This is a genomic window from Paraburkholderia sp. (assembly GCF_035948235.1).
Taxonomy (GTDB): Bacteria; Pseudomonadota; Gammaproteobacteria; order Burkholderiales; family Burkholderiaceae; genus Paraburkholderia.
In genome coordinates, this window is the sequence record NZ_DASZJJ010000325.1 from 13,674 (window position 1) to 30,758 (window position 17,085).

Consider the following 17,085-nt stretch of genomic DNA (forward strand, 5'->3'; position numbering starts at 1 on the left):
ACTCGCGGTGAGCGCTGCCACGCCCCGCGTTGATAATGCGAGTAACCGTAATGCGGTGCAATGTATCACAATGCGGTTATTGTGGTTATTCGTTGCGATGACACCTCTTTGGAACCATGGTCAAGAAAAACGAAGCATCAGTCCCAGCGGGCGTGTCTCACGAGGAGCGCGGCGACGACTCGCGCTCGGGCATTCAGGTCATCCGGCGCGCCGTGGGCGTGCTGCGCGTGCTGGCCGAGCAGGGCCATAACGGGCTGAGTCTCGGCGCCATCGCTGCGCGCGTCGAACTGCCGCGCTCGACGGTGCAGCGCATCGTCGGCGCGCTCGAAGACGAGGGCATGGTCGCGCCTGCCCCCGCGGGCGGCGGCTTTTGCCTGGGGCCGACGATGGGCGTGCTGGCGCGCGGACTCGACACCGATCCCGTCGAGGTATTTCGCGGCGAAATGAGCCGGCTGCTGGCCGAACTCGACGAGTCGGTGGTCCTCACCACGCTGGCCGACGGCCGTGTGCTCGTGCTCGAAACGCTCAGTTCGCCCCGGCCGCTGCGCGTGGTGCTGCCGAAGGTGCTCGAAGTCGATCTGTTCACCAGCGCGCCGGGCAAGGCCATGCTCGCGATCCTTGCGGACACCGCGCGCGAAGCGCAGATTGCCGCCGCTGATGGTGACGTCGATCGCGCGGCCTTCGACGCCGAACTTGCGCAGGCCCGCAACGATGGTTACGCGATCGAAGAGGATCAACCGTTCGAGGGCATATCGGCGCTGGCCATTGCCGTCGAACTGGGCGGCAAGCCTTATTCGATCGTCGTGACGCTGCCGACGGCGCGCTTTCCGGCGGAACGCGCGGCGATTGCCGCAGCGTTGCTCGACAGCGCACGCGTGCTGGCGCGGCGTATTACGGGCGCGTCAGCCTGAAAGCGGCGAGCTTGCGCCGCTCGCGGCCTGCGCGTGGCGCTCCCAGATCGTCTTGCTGCCGAACGTCGTGCGGTTGTCCGTGAGCTTCAGGCGCAGCAGATGAATGCGCCAGAGCGGCGCGGCCATGCCAGCCGCGAACGGGAAACGCGCGTGGTAGAGCTTCAGGCCCGCGCGCCGTTCGGCCTCGTCCTCGACCACGCGCGCCAGCCCGTAGAACTGCATGCCGGTGATCTCGCTCAGGCTGGCCGGTTGGCCCGCGATGGTGCCGGCCACATGGCAATTGGCCAGCAGCATGCGTGCGTGCTGCGTCTCCAGGTGCCCGAGGATCGCGAGGCTCGCCGTTGCCTTGTCGAAGGCAAAGAAGGCGTTGGCGGCCCACGGTACGTCCTGGCTGCACACGGCGAGCGAGAGCACGTGATGCGCGTGCAGGAAGTCGGCGATGTCGCTGGGCAAGGTGTTCATGCGCTTACCATTGCAGTTCTTCTTCGGCCGAAAGCGCCGCCACCGTTTCGCCCCAGCGCGGCTGCGCCTGCGATTCGAAGCCGAGCATGCCGACCGCGCGCGCGGCGCTGTGCGTGATGATGGCGTCGACGGTTTGCGGGCCGGCATAGAGCGCCGGAACTGGCGGAAACACGATCGCGCCGTACTCCGTCACCGCCGCCATATTGCGGATCTGCCCCAGATGCAGCGGCGTTTCGCGCACCATCAGCACGAGGCGGCGGCGCTCCTTGAGCGTGACGTCGGCGGCGCGGGTGACGAGGTTTTCGGTTACGCCATTGGCGATACAGGCCAGCGTGTTCATCGAGCAGGGGGCGACGATCATGCCCGCCGTGCGAAACGATCCGCTCGAGATCGCGGCGCCCACGGCGCCCGTGGGATAGAACACGTCGGCCATATCGATCACGTCCTGACGCGCCAGCGTGGTTTCGTGTTCGCGCGTGAGGCCCGCGGCCTTCGACATGACGAGGTGCGATTCCGCGCCCAGTTCGCGCAGAAGCTGCAACACCTTGACGCCGTACATGAAACCGGTGGCGCCGCTGATTCCGACTACGACTCGTGGCTTTTGCATGATGTGTGACTCCAGTGTGCGTGTTGCGCGTGCGGAATGCATCCGTCGATAAGGAAAGTATGCGGCCTTGAACCTAGAAGATCGATACACTCGAACACGCAATTTCAATAAGATAAAACTTATGTATGGGGCGTGATTCCGCCCTGCGAGGAGGGCGCTCAGTGCGTCTCTCGAGCGGCGCTGCTCAGGGCGACGATTTCTTCGTTGAGGATCGCCGGATAGCGGTCCGGCCACGGCCCGGTTGCCTGGCCGTTCAGGTTGATCTTCAGGACTTCCAGCCATTCCTGCGCGAGCACGCAGTCACCGAAGCTGGCGGCTGCGGTTCGTGGGTGTTCGCCCTCATTTGCCGCTTCCTGTTCCCAGCATGCATTGAGCAGCCGATAGACGAGCCGTTGCGTGGCGGCGGCGGTCTGGCCCAGCGTGCGCGCGAGTTGCGGGCTTCGCTGCAAGGCGGGGCCATCGGCTTCGAACACCTGCTGCAGCGTGACCGCCTGATGTTGAAGTGCGCGCCGCGCTTCGAGCGCCTCAGGCGTGGCGGCATCGCCGTGAGAGAGGTTACGCAGCACGCGCTGGGCGGCAGCGAGGGTGCGGGCCATTTCGCTGCGAAGCTGATGATGCGCGGAGCGGCGGACGGTGAAGAAGAACACGGCCAGCGCAACCGCGCAGCCGATTGCCGTATCGAGCGCCCGCGCGGTGAACAGAGGGGTGATGGCCGGAAAGCCCTGGCCGCCCGCCGCGATGGTGAGCGCATTGGCGGTGATGAAGACCGCGGCGATCGCATACTGCAGCACGACCCAGATCTCGATGGTGAATTGCAGCAGGCCAACCGCCGCGGCGATCCAGAGTCCTTGCGGATGCAGCGCGAGCACGGCCCACGCGAGGATCAAACCCGCAAGCGTGCCGAGCACGCGGTGACAGGCGCGGCGCAGGGTGCCGGGCCAGCCATACGCCTGGTTGAGCACGACGACGACGGCGGCCATGCCCCAATAGGCGCGATCGAGCCCGAGCGCCACGCCGATGCCGCCCGCGATCAAGGTGGCGACGCCCACGCGCGCCGCGAGCAGCAGCGGATTGGACCACGGCACGATGTTTTCCCCGAGCGCCGCGAATGCGCCGCGATGCGTGGGCGGTGCGCTGAACGTGCTCAATGCGTCCGCCCGCGCAGAAGGCTGGGCCGCGTGACGCGCCTCGCTGCCGATGTGGCGTGCTTCATTCGCGAGCTGCGCAAACTCGTCGCCATGTGCTTCGTGGCCGGACGCATCCGTGAGCAGTTGGGAAAAGATCGTGTGCAACCGGCGCGCCTGGCGACGTAGCGCATCGAGCACGGGGTCCTGGCTCGCGTGCGGGGATTGCCACGTGACGAGCGTCGTCCACGCGTCGTCGAGCGCGCGCGCGGCCCGGTGACGTGCCGCGAGGCCCTGCGCAGCGTCGCTCGCTTCGGCGAAGGCCGCGACGGCGTGCGCCGCTGTGGCCGTCGCCGCGCGCTCGGGGCCGCGCCGGTCTATCAGCGCGCCTGCCATATGCGCGAGCCACGAGACGACTCCGCCGCACAGCACGTAGAGGCCGCTGCGCAAGGGGTCGGCGCCGCTGGCGGCCATGCCGGTGCCGCTTGCGCAAGCCAGCGCGAACATATACGCGCCGGGCGGCCCGATACGCAACGAATTGCAGATGAAGGTGGCCAACGCGGCAATCAGCGCGACGACCGCGACTGCCAGCGCCGCGTGATGCGGCGTCACGTAGATGCCAAGCGACACGACCGCAGCCAGTGCGCAGGCGATGACGGCGAGATGCACGGCGCGATTGCGGTAAGGACGGTCGCTGCCATAAAGCGCGGTAAAGGAGCCGATGGTGGCCAGCAGCCCCGCCTGAATGTCGCCCGCAAACCACCCGATCATCACGGGGATGCTGCAGCACAGCCCGGCGCGCACGGCGAAGGGAAAACGCCGCCTGGCGGCGGGTGAGGCGAGCAGGGAGAACAAGGACAACAAGGCACGCAGCGCGCGCAGCGGCTGGCGAAGCAGGACGGCGATGCCTGAGGGAGAGGGAGTATGCATAGGATCGACCTGGGTCAGTCGTGCGCCGGACACGATGATAGCGGCTCGATACAGCAGCCGCTGTTCGATGCGTCGTTCGATCGGATATGTCGCTGCCGACCTTGCCGCCGCGATCAGCGAAGATTGCAGGGCGGCAGGTCAGGATACGACAGGCAAGGAGTCAGTGCCGCTGGTTAGCGCGCATTGAAACCGGGCAGGAAGCGGTTCACGTCGACTTCGAGAAACTTCGAGCGCTCGAATTCGTGCTTGAGCTTGAATGGTACCGTGCAGTCGAAAATCGTCTTGCACGAGCTGCCCACTTCAAGAATGCTCGGGCTGTACGCGGGCGTCTGCGACGGATCGAGCGGATGGCAGCGCACGCCGGGAATGAACACGGTGTCCACATCGCCCTGATAGCGCGTCTGCATGGCCCACAGCACGTCGTCGGTGTCGAAGATATCGACGTCCTCGTCGACCAGCATCACATGCTTGAGCTCCGGGAACGCGGCGAACGCGAGCAACGCAGCCTGGCGATGGCGGCCCTCGTCGACGGCGGCGCTCTTCTTGAACTGCATGACCGCAAGCAGCTTGCCGCCGCCCGAAGTGTGCGCAAATACGTTGAGCAGCTTGCCAGGCATCGCACGCTCGACCATCTGCAGGATGCTCGCCTCGGTGGGAATGCCCGCCATGTTGACGTGCTCTTCGCCCGGGCCCATGGTGGTCTGCAGGATCGGATTGAGGCGGTGCGTGACGGCCTTCACCTTGATGACCGGCAGCGCGTCCTTTGCTTCGCCGGTGTAGCCGGGGAATTCGGGCATGGCCTTGCCGGTGTCGGTGTTCTGGTCTTCACGCTGACGCACGTTCGGCAGCAATTCGCCTTCGATGACGATTTCAGCGTGTGCAATGGCGCGTGCGTCGATCGTCAGGCACTTCGAAAGTTCGACCGCACGGCCACGCAGCGCACCCGCGATCTTCAGTTCGTCGAAGCCCAGCGGCGTGGTCGGCGGCTCGAAACAGGCCGCCACGTAGATCGCCGGATCGACGCCAATGCTCACCGAAATCGGCAGCGGCTTGCCTGCGGCCTCGGCCTTCATGCGGAAGGCGTCGATATGGCGGCCCGGCGTGAGCCACATCGTCAGCTCGTCCTTGCTTTGCACGCACAGGCGGTGGATCGTTACGTCGTGCTCGCCGGTTTCCGGATCGGCGGCGTAGCACAGGCCCATCGTGAGGTAGGGGCCGGCATCTTCGGGCGTGTTGGTGGGTGCGGGCAGCAGCGTGCGCAGATCGAAGCCGGGATCTTCCGCGCGATGCACGACTTCCTGGCACTGGGCGCGCGAAGCGTCGACGACCACCGGGTCGATCGGGCGTTGCACCGAATCCTTCAGCAGGAAGCCGAGTTTTTCGGGCGCTTCGCCAAGGAGGCGTGCGACGCGCTGGCGCGAACCCAGCATGCCGATCGCTACACGAAACGCCGGGAAGCCCTTTACGGTGTTGAACACCATCGCGGGACCGCCTTTTTTCGTGGGGCGCGCGGTGGTGCCGCCCGCGCCGACGTAGCGGTAGACGCCCGACAGTTCCGCCTCGGGATCGACGGGTTCGCTGGTTTCGACATACTCGCCTTCGTGCTGCTTGAGCAGTTCGATGGCGGAGCGCAGATCGGTTACGTCGGCGGCGGTGAGAAGCGGTTCGCTCATGGTCGGATTCTCCAGTGTGGCTAGTGGAACAGGACATCGGCGTCCTTGCGTGAGAAAAGTATGCAATTTGCCTGGGGAAAGATCGATATACATGGACAGGCAATATTGATAAGCTCGCGCTTATGGATTCCTTGCTCACTTCCGCTTCGTTGCGTCGCCTGCAGGTCTTTCTGGCCGTGTGCGAGACGCTGCACATGGCGCGCGCCGCCGACCAGCTAGGCGTGGCGCAGCCCGCGCTCAGTCAACAGATCAAAGGGCTCGAAGAAGCGCTGGGCGTGCGTTTGTTCAACCGCCGCAAGCGCGGCATCGACCTCACGACCGCTGGCGAATCCTTCCGTGCCGAGGCGCAAAAACTGCTCGCGCTGCACCAGCAGGCGATCGACGCGGTGCGGCGCACAGCCCGCGGGGAAATGGGGCGGCTGGCGCTCGGCTATGTGCCTTCGGCGATGTTCGAGCGCAGCTTTCCGCTGCAGTTGCGCGCGATGCGCGAGCAGCATCCCAACGTCGAGCTGACGCTGCGCGACGACAGCCTGGGCGAATTGTGCAAGGCGCTGGTGGCGGGCGAGATCGACGTGGCGCTGGTGCGTGCGCCAGTGCCGGAAGGCTTGCCGCTCAAGCATCGTGTGCATTCGACCCAGGAACTGGTGGTGATCCTGCCTGCGGATCACACGCTCGCGGCGCTCGAGCGGATACCGTTGGCGCGGCTCGTGGCGGAGCCGATGATTGGCTTTCCCGATCCGGAGAACGTGGGGATCATGAACGTCGTCGCGAATCTGGCTGCCAAGGCCGGCGTGACGCTCGAACAGAAGTGGCGCGTCGCGGACGTTGGCAGCATTCTCGGCCTCGTGGCGGCGGGGCTGGGCTTCGGCATCGTGCCGCAGAATTTTGCCCAGCTTGCCGGGCCGGAAATCGTTTCGCGTCCGCTTGCCGGGCGCACGCCGCGCGCCGAACTGTGGCTCGTGTGGCATGAAGAAAAGGAAACGCCTGCGCTCAAGCGCTTTCTTGCCATTGCGGCACACAAGTGAGTTTCTGAAAGTCTTTTGGCGCACAAATGGCCAGCACCCTCATGGTGCTGGCCGTTTGCGTTTCTGCTCCGGCATACCTGGTTTCAAAATTCGATGTAGTATTCAGATACTCATTGGAATGTGAAACAGGACGTAGCGATGTGGAACATGACAGCAGCACTCAAGGGCCAGCGCGTGGTGATCGTCGGCGGTACATCAGGCTTTGGTTTTGAAATCGCCCGCATGGCACGCGACGCGGGCGCGCAGATCGTCATTACAGGTCGCGACGCGCAACGGCGCGAGGCGGCGCATGCAGCGCTTATCGCGTCCGGCGGTTCGGACGAAGCGGTACGCGCGCTTGAACTCGATATAGCAGACGAAGCGGCGCTGGAACGGTTTTTCGCCGATACCGGACCGTTCGATCATCTCGTCTCAATGGCGGGTGGCGCGATGGGCGGCGGTTTTCTCGAAGCGCCGCTGGAAACCATTCGTGGCGCGGTAGAGGAAAAATTCTTCGCGAACCTGCGGCTCGCACGGCATGCCGCGCCGCGTGTGCGCGCAGGCGGTAGCCTGGTGTTCACGGCGGGCTCGGGCGGGCGGCCGCATAACGCATCGGGCGCAATCGTCGGTAACGATGCGATCCGTTCGCTGGTTGAAGGGCTTGCCGTGGAGCTCGCGCCGCGCGCCCGTGTGAACGCGGTCGCGCCTACATGGACGCGCACGCCGCTCTGGCGCGGTCTGCCCGAGAGCGATATCGATGCTATCGAGCAGCGTTTCAGCAAGCTCATTCCGCTTGGCCGCACCGCGAAGGTCGAAGAGGTGGCGGCTGCCTACCTGTTTCTGATGAGCAACGGTTTCGTGACGGGACAGACGATCGCCGTGGATGGCGGCGTCACGCTGGTTTCCTGAGCGGGCCTGGGCTGCCGCCCGCCTTCAGCGCTTCGCGCGCGTGCGCGATGAGGCAGGCGAGGCGGGCGCGGCGCTTGCGCCAAACACCCCTTGCAGCGCGACGCGCAGCAGATCGCCCGAAGTGGGCCTGGTGACGAAGCTCATCGCGGGCGCATGGGTCAATTCGAACACGAGTGCCCCGACGGTCTCCGGCGCGAGCGCGGCAGGCGCGCTGGGCGCGGTAGGCGCAAGCGCGAGCAGACGTTCGCCGAGCGCGCGCCACTGGGCGCGCAGCACCTTTTCCTGGGCTTTGCGAAACGCACTCGTGGGTTTGGCGTGACGCGCGTATTCGACGATCAGCGCGGGCCAGTTGCCGGTGCGCGATTGCCTGTCCGACCAGCGCGCGAGACATTCGATGGCTTCGGCAATCGATTGCACGTCCTGCGTCGCCGCAAGAATGCTGGCAAGGCTCGCTTTGCCGTACGCGTCGAGTACATCGAGAAAGAGGCTTTCCTTGCCGTCGAAATTCGAATAGACGGCGCCTTTGCTGAAGCCGGCTTCGTCGGCGATGCGTTCGAGCGAGGTGGCCGCGTAGCCATCGCGTGTGAAGAGCGTCTGGGCCACGCTGATGAGCTTCGCGCGCGTTTGCGCCTGGCTTTCTTCACGGGTCATGCGCGGCATGGGGCTTCCTTCGCGAGCAGGTTCGCGTGGCGGGTTCGGTACGGGGATACCAGGCGGTATCGGGAAACGGCTTTAGCGGTATTTGTCACACGCACGACGTGCAGGCCCGCGGCTTGCACGAATTTTACCCAGGATATTTCGAGGATATTTTTATGAAGATCAATTGTGTACCGCTCGTCAAACTGGCCAATGGCGTGGAGATGCCACAAACCGGCCTGGGCACCTGGCCGCTCGACGACGCAGCGGCGGCGCAGGCCGTCGCGAGCGCGCTGCAAACGGGCTATCGGCTAGTCGATACGGCCGAGAACTACGGCAACGAAACGGGGGTAGGCGAGGGCATCCGCCGTGCGGGTATCGCGCGCGATGCAGTCTTCGTGACCAGCAAGTTCAACCGGCAATGGCATAGCGTCAACGGTGTGCGTGAAGCCTGCGAAGCCAGTCTCAAGCGCCTTGGGCTCGACTACCTCGACCTTCTGCTGGTGCACTGGCCGAACCCCGACCAGGACCGCTATGTGGACGCCTTCGAAGGACTCGTGCGACTGCTGGAGGCGGGTAAGGTGCGTGCGATCGGGACGTCGAATTTCAAGCCCGCGCATCTGCAGCGCCTGTTCGACGCGGGCTTCGTGCCGCACGTGAACCAGCTTCAGCTCGATCCGTGGCACACCCGCGACGACATCGTCGCCATTCACGCCGAGCGCGGCATCGTCACGCAAACGTGGAGCCCGATCGGACGTGGCGGCGAGCTACTCGCGCAAGACGCGATTGTGTCGATCGCGCAGCGCTATGGGCGCACGCCCGCGCAAATCGTGTTGCGCTGGCATACGCAGCGCGGCTTCGTGCCGGTGCCCAAGTCGGCAGACCCGCAACGTCAGGCGCAAAACCTCGACATCTTCGACTGGCGCCTGACCGATGAAGAAATGGCCGCCATCAACGCGCTCAAACGGCCCGAGGCGGGCATTCTGGACTCGGATACGTTTGGGCATTGAGCGAGGCGGTTTCGGCAAGCCATTCAGGGGGGTGCCGCCCGGCAAACCCGCTGGTCGATCTCGCCGAATGGCGCTTCGTCTTGTCCCGTCAGGGCAACCATTCGGACGCGGTCGCCGAACTTCATAAAAGGCGTGCACGGCGCGCCCTGGCCGAGTATTTCGATGACGCGCCGTTCGGCAATGCAGGCCGAGCCGACGGTGCGGTCTGCGTTCGAGACGGTCCCGGAACCGATGATCGTCCCGGCGTGCAAACGTCGCGTGCGCGCTGCATGCGCGATGAGTGTGCCGAAATCGAAGTTCATCTCGCGCCCAGAAGGGTTGCCGAACCACGCGCCGTTCCACTCGACCCAAAGCCTTAAATCGACCCGGCCATCGTGCCAGTCGGCGCCCAACTCGTCGGGTGTCAGCGCGACCGGCGCAAAGCTGGTCGACGGTTTGGCCTGCAGGAAGCCGAAGCCCGATTTCATCTCGCGGGGCCCCAGCGCACGCAGGCTCCAGTCGTTCAATTGCACGATCAGGCGCACGCGCTCCAGCGCCTCGCTTGCCTCGACACCCATCGGCACCGCGTCAGTGATAACGCCGAATTCGCCTTCGAAATCGATACCGTGCGCCTCGTCCGGCAGCAACGCATCGTCGCTCGCGCCGAGAAAATCGTCGCTTGCGCCCTGGTACATGACGGGGAGGGTGTCGAAGTCGGGAATCGGGGCGGTGTCGAAAGCGCGCTCCATCAGGCGACCGTGATTGAGAAACGCGGAGGCGTCGCACCATTGCGGGCTGCGTGGCAAGGGCGCGGCACACGCGTGCGGATCGAAGGCGAAGGCGTTATCGGCATGACCCGCGTTCAACGCCGCGTAGCGCCTGGCTAGATGCGGCTCGACATCATTCCAGCGCTCCAGCGCATCGAGCAGATTGGGTGCGATATCGTGCGCCGACACCGCCCGCGTGAGATCGCGAGAAACGATCAGCAACTCGCCGTCGCGGCCGGCCGAGCGCAGGGTGGCGAATTTCATGCGGCGGCCCCGTCGATGATGGCGACCGCGCGCGTCCAGCCCGCAGATGCCTTGCGGATCTTGTGCGGAAAGCAGCTGATCGTGAAGCCATGCGGCGGCAGCGCTTCGAGATTGTGCAACTTCTCCAGATGGCAATAGCCGATTTCGCGGCCCGCCTTGTGACCTTCCCAGATCAACGAGGTGTCGCCGGTTTGCGCGATCTGCTTCGCCGTATGGGAAAACGGCGCATCCCAGCTCCACGCATCGGTGCCGGTGAGGCGCACGCCGCGCTCCAGCAGATAGAGCGTCGCTTCGCGGCCCATGCCGCAGCCCGCGCCGACATAATCGTTATGACCATAGCGCGACCCCGCGCGCGTGTTGACGACAACGATGTCGAGCGTCTCCAGCGTGTGGCCGATGCGTGCGAGTTCGGCTTCGACATCGGCGGCGCTCGCCACATAACCATCGGGAAAATGGCGGAAATCGAGCTTCACGCCAGACTGGAAGCACCATTCGAGCGGCACTTCGTCGATCGTGATCGAAGGGCGCGGTTCGCCAAAACGCGCATCCATCGTCGAGTGAAAATGCCACGGCGCGTCCAGGTGCGTGCCGCTGTGTGTGGTGAGCGTGACCCATTCGGCGGCGGCGGCTTCGCCTTCAGGATAATCCTCGGCGCGCGTGCCCGGCAGCATCGCCATGAATTCGGGCAGCGTGTCGGCGTGGCTTTGATAGGTGATTTTCGGCGCGAGCGGCGGCGGATCGGAGAGCACGTCGTTCTCCAGATAGATCGACAGGTCGATGAAGCGGCGCACGGGTTTCATGAGGCGTGTCCAGAAGGTTGGGGGGAGCGGGGAATGCGGGCGAAGCAGCAGCAGGCGAGCGCACTCACGGCGAGCGCCGCGCAGCCGAGACTGCCGTAGCCGAAGTGCTTGACGAGCGCACCGCCGAGCAGGGGACCGGTGGCGGCGCCAGCCATCACCATCGCGGGCGTGGCGGCAGCGGCGCGGCCGCTGGCGTCCAGGCGCGACAGCAGGCCAAACGCGTAGGTGTGGCAGAAGATCATCACTGCGGGAAACACGGCGGTTGCGACGGCATAGGGCGTAAAGCCGCTGGCGAGCGTGATCGTGAGCGCCAGCACGGTTTGCGCGAGCGGTCCCGCGAGCACGACCAGGCGTGCGTCCAGGCGGCGCTGCGTGAGCGCGGCGAGCGGCGCGGGCAGCAGATTGACGAGTCCGAGCGCGATCAGCACCGACGTCACCGCAGCGAGGCCGAAGCCGCGCTCCACGCCAATGCGCGCAACGAAGCTAGCGAGCATCGCCTGGGTGAGTGCCATGCAGATCACGCCCGCGATCGCGAACCACACGGGCGCGGCAAGAGGCGTTCTCGCGGCCGCTGAGGCTTGTGCATCGACGTTCGACGCCACCGCTGGAAATGCCAACGCACTGCTCAAGGCGGCCAACGTCATTACTGCCGCGACGATGTTGAAGAACGCACGCGCACCGAAAGCGGCCACCGCGGGTGGCGTCGCGCCAAGAAATGCGATCGAGAACGCGCCGAGCGCAAAGCCCGCGAACGCGAACAGCCGGTGCGGATTCTCGCTGCGCGCGATCGTGCCATGCGTGATGCTCAGGCTGCAGCCGACGGCCAGACCGGCGAGCAGATGGAGCACGGCCATCGCGGCATAGGTGCCGGACGCCCCCGCGCCATAGAACGCAAGGGACGCGAGCGCGAAGCCCGCCGTCACGAATGCGCGCGCGGGCAAGTGCGTCGGCAGGGCGGCTAGCCGCAGCAACAGCGGCGAGCACACGGCGCTGCTCGCCACCACGCCCGCAAGAAACAAGGTGGGCAGCGCGCCCGCATGTTGTGCATCGAGATGCAGGCCGCCGATGAGCGTAGCGACCCAGACCGGCAGCGCGACGAGATCGACCATGCCCGCGCAGTGGGCGGCCATCAGCGCGGCGAAGGCGGTGCGCCGGTAAGTGCCTCGTGCCTGAGCCGAGGCGGATGCGGGCGCATTGGCGTCCAGTGCGGCGGAGTTGTCCATGACCGGTCTCCGCTTAGATCGCGCGCGCGAGATAGTGATGCGTCTCGTGCATGATGCGCGCGTGTTCGGCGCGGTCGCCGTTGGCGATTTCGATTTCGCCCAGACGCCCCGAATTCTCGACCACGATGCGGCAGCGCTCGAAGCGGCGCGCCTCGAAGGCTGCGAGCGCGTCGGCGGGTGTGGTGTGGCGCGCGAGCTCTTGCGCGAGCACGATGCCGTCCTCGATGCCGATGCCCGCGCCCGAGGCCATGTGCGGCGTGGTGGCGTGCACCGCGTCGCCCACCAGCACGACGCGGCCCAGCGACCACGGCCGCTGCATCAGCAGGCTTTCGAGTGGACGGTAGATCACGCACGACTGCGCGCCGATCTGCTCGCGCACGCTTTGCAGAACCGGCGCGCCGAAGCCCGCGAGCAGATCGCGCAGCATGCCGGGGGCGGCGGTGGCATCGACATAGCCGCGCGTGGGGCGGTCCTCGGTCACGAACAGGTACATCTCGTCGCGGGAAACCGGGTTGAGGCCCGCCTTGACCTTGTGGCCGAGCCACATCGACGCGCACACGATCTCCTGCGCGCGCGGCAATACGGCGCGCCAGACGCCCTGACCCGTGTAGCGGGGCGCAGGGGCGTCGGCGAAGAGGGCGGCGCGCACCTTCGAGTAGAGGCCGTCCGCGCCGACGACCAGGTCGTAGCGCGCTACGCTGCCGTCCGTGAGGGTGACGCTCACGTGATCGGCGTGCGCGTCGAGGCGCTCGAACGTGCAGCCGAGCTTGACGTTCACGCCCGCCGCACGCGTTGCCTGCGCAAGAATATCGGCGAGTACAGGGCGCATGATTGCTCCGCCGCCGGGCACCTCGTCGCCAGCCAGGCGCGGCGTCGGCAGCGTGCCGAGCGGCGTGCCGTCGGGTGCGAACAGGTTGACGCCGTCACCCGCATAGCCGCGTTCGAGAAAGGCGTCGAGCACGCCCACGGTGCGCAGCGCGCGCAAGGTTGGCCCGCCGATGCTGATGCCCGCGCCATACGAGCGCCAGCCCGCGTCGATTTCGACGAGATCGACTTCGAAGCCGCGTCTGGCGCATTCGATCGCCGTCGTCATGCCGGAAAATCCGCCGCCCACGATAAGGACGCGGCGCATTGGCTGCTTCATGGTGATGTCTCCTGGTCTTGCTGTTCTGTAGTGGGGTCTTGCAGGAATACGCGGCCGTGTTCGTCGATATGCAGCGCGATGGGCGTGAGCCGCTGCCCCAGACACGGGCCTTTCACGCACACGCCGCTGGTGATGTCGAACAACGCGCCGTGCGCGTGGCAAACGATGTACGTGCCGTGCGCATCGAGCCAGGCGTCATTGCGCCAGGCCATCGGCGTGTTGCCGTAGTGCGGGCAGGCGTCGCGCCACGCGCGCACGCCGCTCGCGTGGCACACGACGAAGAGCGTCGCGTGGCCCGCGCCATGCGGATCGAAGCCGCGCGAACACGGCTGCGGCAGCGCGTCGAGATCGGTGAGATAGATCACGGCCGCCTGGGTTAACGCGCTGCGGGCGGCGGGCCGCCCGGCGCCCATTTCTCGCGATGCTGGAGCAGGAAAAGCTGCGAGGCGTCGGCGCCCATGGGCGCTGCGCGTGCCTGCCATTCATCGTCGTGCAGGTCCATATCGGCGTCATATTCGACATGGCAGCCGAGCGGGCTGTTGAAGTACCAGAACCAGTTCGAGCCGAAACGATGACGACCCGGTCCCCAGAACGACTGATAGCCTTTTTCGACAAAGCGCGTGCCTGCCTGCACGACTTCGCTCGGGCCGCCCATATGGAAGGTGAAGTGCTCGCAGCCCTTCATGAACGGCGGCGTTTCGATCATGAACAGCGTGTGATGGTCAAGCGTGCCGGCCGGGCGCAGAAACGGGCCCACGCCCGTGAAGCGGTCGGTGCAGCGAAAGCCCAGCCGCTCGACATAGAACGCTTCGGCGCGCGCGGCGTCGGGCACGAAGTAGACGACGTGCGAGAGTGTGCGCGGCGTGAGCACGGCGTCGTCGTTGGCGGCGACCACGTTGGGCGCGCGCTGCGCCGGTGCGCCGGGCGCATTGACGGTTTCGGCGGCGAGAGCGAGCGGACGGCGCACGCTGATCTGGAAGCCCAGGGTGAAGCCCATGTCGTCGATACTTTCGAGCGAGCCGTCGGCGAGTGTGCGGACTTCGCGATCCTTGCCCAGTTCTACTGATATCTGCTCGAGCGTGGCGGCATCGGCCACGCCGTAGATCGTCTTGCGCAGCAGGCTGGCGGTGCCCAGCGACGGCGGCAGGCGTGCGTCGTCGGCGCGGCGGATTTCGATGGCGGTGCCGTCGAGCGCTTCGAAGCGGCCGCCCGCGCTCGCGCCGTCGGCGTCGTGGCTGGCGGCGACCGGCAGCAGGCCGTAATCGACGAGATACTGGCTGCACGCGGCGACGTCGTCCACGCCAAAGACGAGACAGTCGGGGCCGATGATATTCATGCCTGAATTCCTTGAGATTTGCGTGATTAAAGTTGCGTGCGGCCGCCGAGCGCTTCGGCGACCCAATCGGCGATGTAATGACCGGCGTTGATCGAGTTGTCGAAGCTTGCGTGCTGCGCGCCGCCTTCGCGATCCGTGAAAATCTTCAGTTCCCGGCGCGGGCTGTTGACCAACTGGTCATAGGTGCGTTGGGCCCACGCGAGCGGAATCTGCGTGTCTTTTTCGCCGTGCGTGACGAGGAAGGGCACGCGGATGCGATCGAGCACGCCGTCCAGGTGCACGTCTTGCGCGATACGCATGAAGTCGTCGATATCCTTTGCGCCCCAGACCCAGCACACGTGTTTCCAGTAATGCGGTACGGGGAAGTCGCCTTCGCGTTGCAGGCGTTTTTTCTGCACGTCGCGCCAGTCGTGATTCGCGCCCCATACCACGCCGCACGCGAAGCGCGGCTCGAAGGCCACCGCGCGCGGGCAGTAGTAGCCGCCCAGCGACACGCCTTCCATGCCGATGCGCTGCGCGTCCACGTCGTCGCGGGTTTCAAGCCAGTCGACGATACGGCTCGCCCAGCGCTCGCTGTCGAATACGGCGGTCATGCCATGCAGGCGCAGCGCTTCGCCCGTGCCCGGCTGATCGACGATCAGCGAGGACACGCCGCGCTTAGCCAGCCAGGCGGGCAGGCCGACGAAATACTTCATCTCCTTGGTGGAGTCCAGGCCGTTGACCTGTACGAGCAGCGGGGGGCGCGCGGGTGCGTTTTTGGCGCGCACATAGAGGCCTGAGAGGTGAGCGTCGCCATACGGAATCTCCACACGTTCGCAATGATCGCCCGCAAGCGCGAGGCCCTTTGCGAACAGATCGAGCTCGCGGCGGTACAGTTCCTTGCGCCCCGGCGAATCGTGCGCGAGCATGCGCTCGCTCGTCAGCAGATAGATGCTTGCGCGCTTGTATTTTTCACCGGCCGAAAGCAGCCGGCCACGTGATTCGTCATCCTGAGCAAGTTCGCAGAGCTTGTCGGCCATGTCGACCCATGCTTCGCGAAAGGCGCGCGTGCCTTCAGCGTCGGGCTGTTTTGCGGCCTCCTGAAGCGGTGCGCACATCGCTTCGATCTCGCCGATGCGCGCGCCCATTTCAATCGCGAGATCGATCGAAAGATTCCAGACGTAATTGGTTGGGAAATAACGGAACATATTCAACTTTTCCTTACTGACGTTTGAAACTCGAAGTCGTGCGTTACATCAGCGGGACTGCGATATTCAGCCAGACGTTGTTGCTCTTCGACGTGTTGGCCGCGTAAAGGCCTTGCTGATAATTCAGATTGATCTTGACCGGGCCCGCGTCATAGACGATCGACGGCCCAAACCCGAAGCTGCGCGCACGATAGCCCGAGGCCACCGTTGCGCCGTTTTGCGTATCGTTGCTGTACTGATTGAGGTAGGAGCCCACCACGCCGAGCTTCCAGTGGCCCAGATGCCAGCCCGCTTCGAATTCGCCCAGATACGCGTCGCCCGAGGTGTAATTCGTCGTCGAGTTGCGCTGGTTGAGCAGGAAGCGGTTCGAAATGCCGATATCCAGCCCGCCGGGCTGGTCGTAGCGCGCCGCGAACACGGGCTGCAAGGACGTGTAGCCCACCGCTACGCTGGCCTTGGTGGCGCTGTACGAACCGGTTTCGAGTGCGAGGTCGAGGCCTGTGGCAAACGAGAGTTCGCGCGTGGGCCGCCAGTCGATGATCAGCGGCGATACGGTGATGTTCGACAGGCCGTTTTGCGACGAATGCTGGCCCATCACCGTCGTATGCAGCGAAACAACCGGAACCACCAGTTGCGAATAGAAGCGCGCGCCATAGAACTCGAAGGGATACGAGGCGAGCAGGCGCGTCACTTCGGTAGCCACCGACGAATGAAACGGCACCGGCAGCTTCGAGCCGTCGTTGCCGTACAGTCCGTTCGAAAAGCTGTAATTGAACTGCTGCAAAACGAACAGGCCCGGAAACGGCGGCATGGACGCGATGTTGTCGCCCGTTGCGCTGGCGGGATAAGGCGAGATGCCCCCTTCGAATGCCTGTGCCTGCTGCGAAATCGTGATGAGCGAAGCCAGCGATGCCCATATGCAAGCGTTGCCGATGCGTCTAAAAGTGCCCTGCATGGTGTCTCCTGAGCGATTCTGTGAATCGCCTTGTGGTGTTTTTGTTGTGGGTGCGGCTAGGTTAAGATGCGCCAAACTATGTGAAAAATGGATTCGATCCATTCGGCAAATCGATTTGCTGAATACCAAGGGTGAACCCTGGTGAAAGATGAAAATCGAATCGA

General features: G+C 65.2%; 17 protein-coding genes. 4 read left to right on the forward strand and 13 right to left on the reverse strand.

The window, feature by feature from the left end:
- Positions 1–116: 116 nt before the first annotated feature.
- Complete coding sequence (locus VG320_RS28725) at positions 117–911, forward strand: IclR family transcriptional regulator (protein ID WP_327203467.1); 795 nt, start codon at positions 117–119, stop codon at positions 909–911.
- On the opposite strand, the gene VG320_RS28730 is transcribed toward VG320_RS28725, so the two are convergent.
- The 4 genes from VG320_RS28730 to VG320_RS28745 all read right to left on the reverse strand — a co-directional run bounded on the left by VG320_RS28730 (position 903) and on the right by VG320_RS28745 (position 5,707).
- A complete protein-coding gene (locus tag VG320_RS28730; protein WP_327203468.1) occupies positions 903–1,373 on the reverse strand; it encodes a pyridoxamine 5'-phosphate oxidase family protein in 471 nt (156 codons plus the stop codon). The two genes, VG320_RS28725 and VG320_RS28730, sit on opposite strands and share 9 nt — an antisense overlap.
- A gap of 4 nt (positions 1,374–1,377) precedes the next feature.
- Positions 1,378–1,980, reverse strand: a complete 603-nt coding sequence (locus VG320_RS28735) for a UbiX family flavin prenyltransferase (RefSeq protein ID WP_205982044.1) — start codon at positions 1,978–1,980, stop codon at positions 1,378–1,380.
- Between the two features lie 158 nt (positions 1,981–2,138).
- Positions 2,139–4,067 carry an FUSC family protein gene (locus VG320_RS28740; protein WP_327203469.1) on the reverse strand — a complete coding sequence of 643 codons (1,929 nt, stop codon included), beginning with the start codon at positions 4,065–4,067 and terminating at the stop codon, positions 2,139–2,141.
- Between the two features lie 140 nt (positions 4,068–4,207).
- Positions 4,208–5,707 carry a UbiD family decarboxylase gene (locus VG320_RS28745; protein WP_327203470.1) on the reverse strand — a complete coding sequence of 500 codons (1,500 nt, stop codon included), beginning with the start codon at positions 5,705–5,707 and terminating at the stop codon, positions 4,208–4,210.
- A gap of 122 nt (positions 5,708–5,829) precedes the next feature.
- Here VG320_RS28745 and VG320_RS28750 point away from each other — a divergent pair, with 122 nt between their 5' ends.
- Positions 5,830–6,732, forward strand: a complete 903-nt coding sequence (locus VG320_RS28750; RefSeq protein ID WP_327203471.1) for a LysR substrate-binding domain-containing protein — start codon at positions 5,830–5,832, stop codon at positions 6,730–6,732.
- A 147-nt stretch (positions 6,733–6,879) separates the two neighbouring features.
- Entirely contained in the window at positions 6,880–7,620 is a 741-nt protein-coding gene (locus VG320_RS28755) for an SDR family oxidoreductase (protein ID WP_327203472.1), read from the forward strand.
- Between the two features lie 24 nt (positions 7,621–7,644).
- Here the strand turns inward: VG320_RS28755 and VG320_RS28760 are convergent, their stop codons facing one another.
- Positions 7,645–8,280, reverse strand: a complete 636-nt coding sequence (locus VG320_RS28760) for a TetR/AcrR family transcriptional regulator (RefSeq protein ID WP_327203473.1) — start codon at positions 8,278–8,280, stop codon at positions 7,645–7,647.
- Between the two features lie 152 nt (positions 8,281–8,432).
- Here VG320_RS28760 and VG320_RS28765 point away from each other — a divergent pair, with 152 nt between their 5' ends.
- Positions 8,433–9,266, forward strand: a complete 834-nt coding sequence (locus VG320_RS28765; RefSeq protein ID WP_327203474.1) for an aldo/keto reductase — start codon at positions 8,433–8,435, stop codon at positions 9,264–9,266.
- 23 nt (positions 9,267–9,289) lie between these two features.
- Here the strand turns inward: VG320_RS28765 and VG320_RS28770 are convergent, their stop codons facing one another.
- From VG320_RS28770 to VG320_RS28805, 8 genes are read right to left on the reverse strand one after another with little or no spacing between them, the layout of a single operon-like run.
- Positions 9,290–10,276 carry a fumarylacetoacetate hydrolase family protein gene (locus tag VG320_RS28770; RefSeq protein WP_327203475.1) on the reverse strand — a complete coding sequence of 329 codons (987 nt, stop codon included), beginning with the start codon at positions 10,274–10,276 and terminating at the stop codon, positions 9,290–9,292.
- Positions 10,273–11,076, reverse strand: a complete 804-nt coding sequence (locus VG320_RS28775) for a cyclase family protein (protein WP_327203476.1) — start codon at positions 11,074–11,076, stop codon at positions 10,273–10,275. Before VG320_RS28775 ends, VG320_RS28770 begins: the two co-directional genes overlap by 4 nt.
- Positions 11,073–12,299, reverse strand: coding sequence for an MFS transporter (locus tag VG320_RS28780; RefSeq protein WP_414696144.1), 1,227 nt, complete (start codon positions 12,297–12,299; stop codon positions 11,073–11,075). Before VG320_RS28780 ends, VG320_RS28775 begins: the two co-directional genes overlap by 4 nt.
- A 13-nt stretch (positions 12,300–12,312) precedes the next feature.
- On the reverse strand, positions 12,313–13,443 hold the full coding sequence (locus VG320_RS28785; RefSeq protein ID WP_327203477.1) for an FAD-dependent oxidoreductase: 1,131 nt from the start codon (positions 13,441–13,443) through the stop codon (positions 12,313–12,315).
- Positions 13,440–13,856 carry a Rieske (2Fe-2S) protein gene (locus VG320_RS28790; protein ID WP_414696145.1) on the reverse strand — a complete coding sequence of 139 codons (417 nt, stop codon included), beginning with the start codon at positions 13,854–13,856 and terminating at the stop codon, positions 13,440–13,442. The genes VG320_RS28785 and VG320_RS28790 overlap by 4 nt, the downstream gene beginning before the upstream one ends.
- Positions 13,820–14,779, reverse strand: coding sequence for a VOC family protein (locus VG320_RS28795; RefSeq protein WP_327203478.1), 960 nt, complete (start codon positions 14,777–14,779; stop codon positions 13,820–13,822). Before VG320_RS28795 ends, VG320_RS28790 begins: the two co-directional genes overlap by 37 nt.
- Positions 14,780–14,805: 26 nt before the next feature.
- Entirely contained in the window at positions 14,806–15,966 is a 1,161-nt protein-coding gene (locus tag VG320_RS28800) for an alpha/beta hydrolase family protein (protein WP_327203479.1), read from the reverse strand.
- A gap of 43 nt (positions 15,967–16,009) precedes the next feature.
- The gene (locus tag VG320_RS28805; RefSeq protein ID WP_327203480.1) at positions 16,010–16,921 is read right to left on the reverse strand and encodes a SphA family protein; all 912 of its coding nucleotides are present in this window, start codon (positions 16,919–16,921) and stop codon (positions 16,010–16,012) included.
- Between the last annotated feature and the right edge of the window lie 164 nt (positions 16,922–17,085).

Excerpts from the sequence above, each read along its gene's own strand:
- VG320_RS28760 (WP_327203473.1), bottom strand. The coding sequence starts at position 8,280 with ATGCCGCGCATGACCCGTGAAGAAAGCCAGGCGCAAACGCGCGCGAAG.
- VG320_RS28750 (WP_327203471.1), top strand. The coding sequence starts at position 5,830 with ATGGATTCCTTGCTCACTTCCGCTTCGTTGCGTCGCCTGCAGGTCTTT.
- VG320_RS28780 (WP_414696144.1), bottom strand. The coding sequence starts at position 12,299 with ATGGACAACTCCGCCGCACTGGACGCCAATGCGCCCGCATCCGCCTCG.
- VG320_RS28805 (WP_327203480.1), bottom strand. The coding sequence starts at position 16,921 with ATGCAGGGCACTTTTAGACGCATCGGCAACGCTTGCATATGGGCATCG.
- VG320_RS28745 (WP_327203470.1), bottom strand. The coding sequence starts at position 5,707 with ATGAGCGAACCGCTTCTCACCGCCGCCGACGTAACCGATCTGCGCTCC.
- VG320_RS28795 (WP_327203478.1), bottom strand. The coding sequence starts at position 14,779 with ATGAATATCATCGGCCCCGACTGTCTCGTCTTTGGCGTGGACGACGTC.
- VG320_RS28770 (WP_327203475.1), bottom strand. The coding sequence starts at position 10,276 with ATGAAATTCGCCACCCTGCGCTCGGCCGGCCGCGACGGCGAGTTGCTG.
- VG320_RS28755 (WP_327203472.1), top strand. The coding sequence starts at position 6,880 with ATGACAGCAGCACTCAAGGGCCAGCGCGTGGTGATCGTCGGCGGTACA.
- VG320_RS28775 (WP_327203476.1), bottom strand. The coding sequence starts at position 11,076 with ATGAAACCCGTGCGCCGCTTCATCGACCTGTCGATCTATCTGGAGAAC.
- VG320_RS28800 (WP_327203479.1), bottom strand. The coding sequence starts at position 15,966 with ATGTTCCGTTATTTCCCAACCAATTACGTCTGGAATCTTTCGATCGAT.
- VG320_RS28725 (WP_327203467.1), top strand. The coding sequence starts at position 117 with ATGGTCAAGAAAAACGAAGCATCAGTCCCAGCGGGCGTGTCTCACGAG.
- VG320_RS28790 (WP_414696145.1), bottom strand. The coding sequence starts at position 13,856 with ATGGGCGCCGGGCGGCCCGCCGCCCGCAGCGCGTTAACCCAGGCGGCC.
- VG320_RS28735 (WP_205982044.1), bottom strand. The coding sequence starts at position 1,980 with ATGCAAAAGCCACGAGTCGTAGTCGGAATCAGCGGCGCCACCGGTTTC.
- VG320_RS28785 (WP_327203477.1), bottom strand. The coding sequence starts at position 13,443 with ATGAAGCAGCCAATGCGCCGCGTCCTTATCGTGGGCGGCGGATTTTCC.
- VG320_RS28765 (WP_327203474.1), top strand. The coding sequence starts at position 8,433 with ATGAAGATCAATTGTGTACCGCTCGTCAAACTGGCCAATGGCGTGGAG.
- VG320_RS28730 (WP_327203468.1), bottom strand. The coding sequence starts at position 1,373 with ATGAACACCTTGCCCAGCGACATCGCCGACTTCCTGCACGCGCATCAC.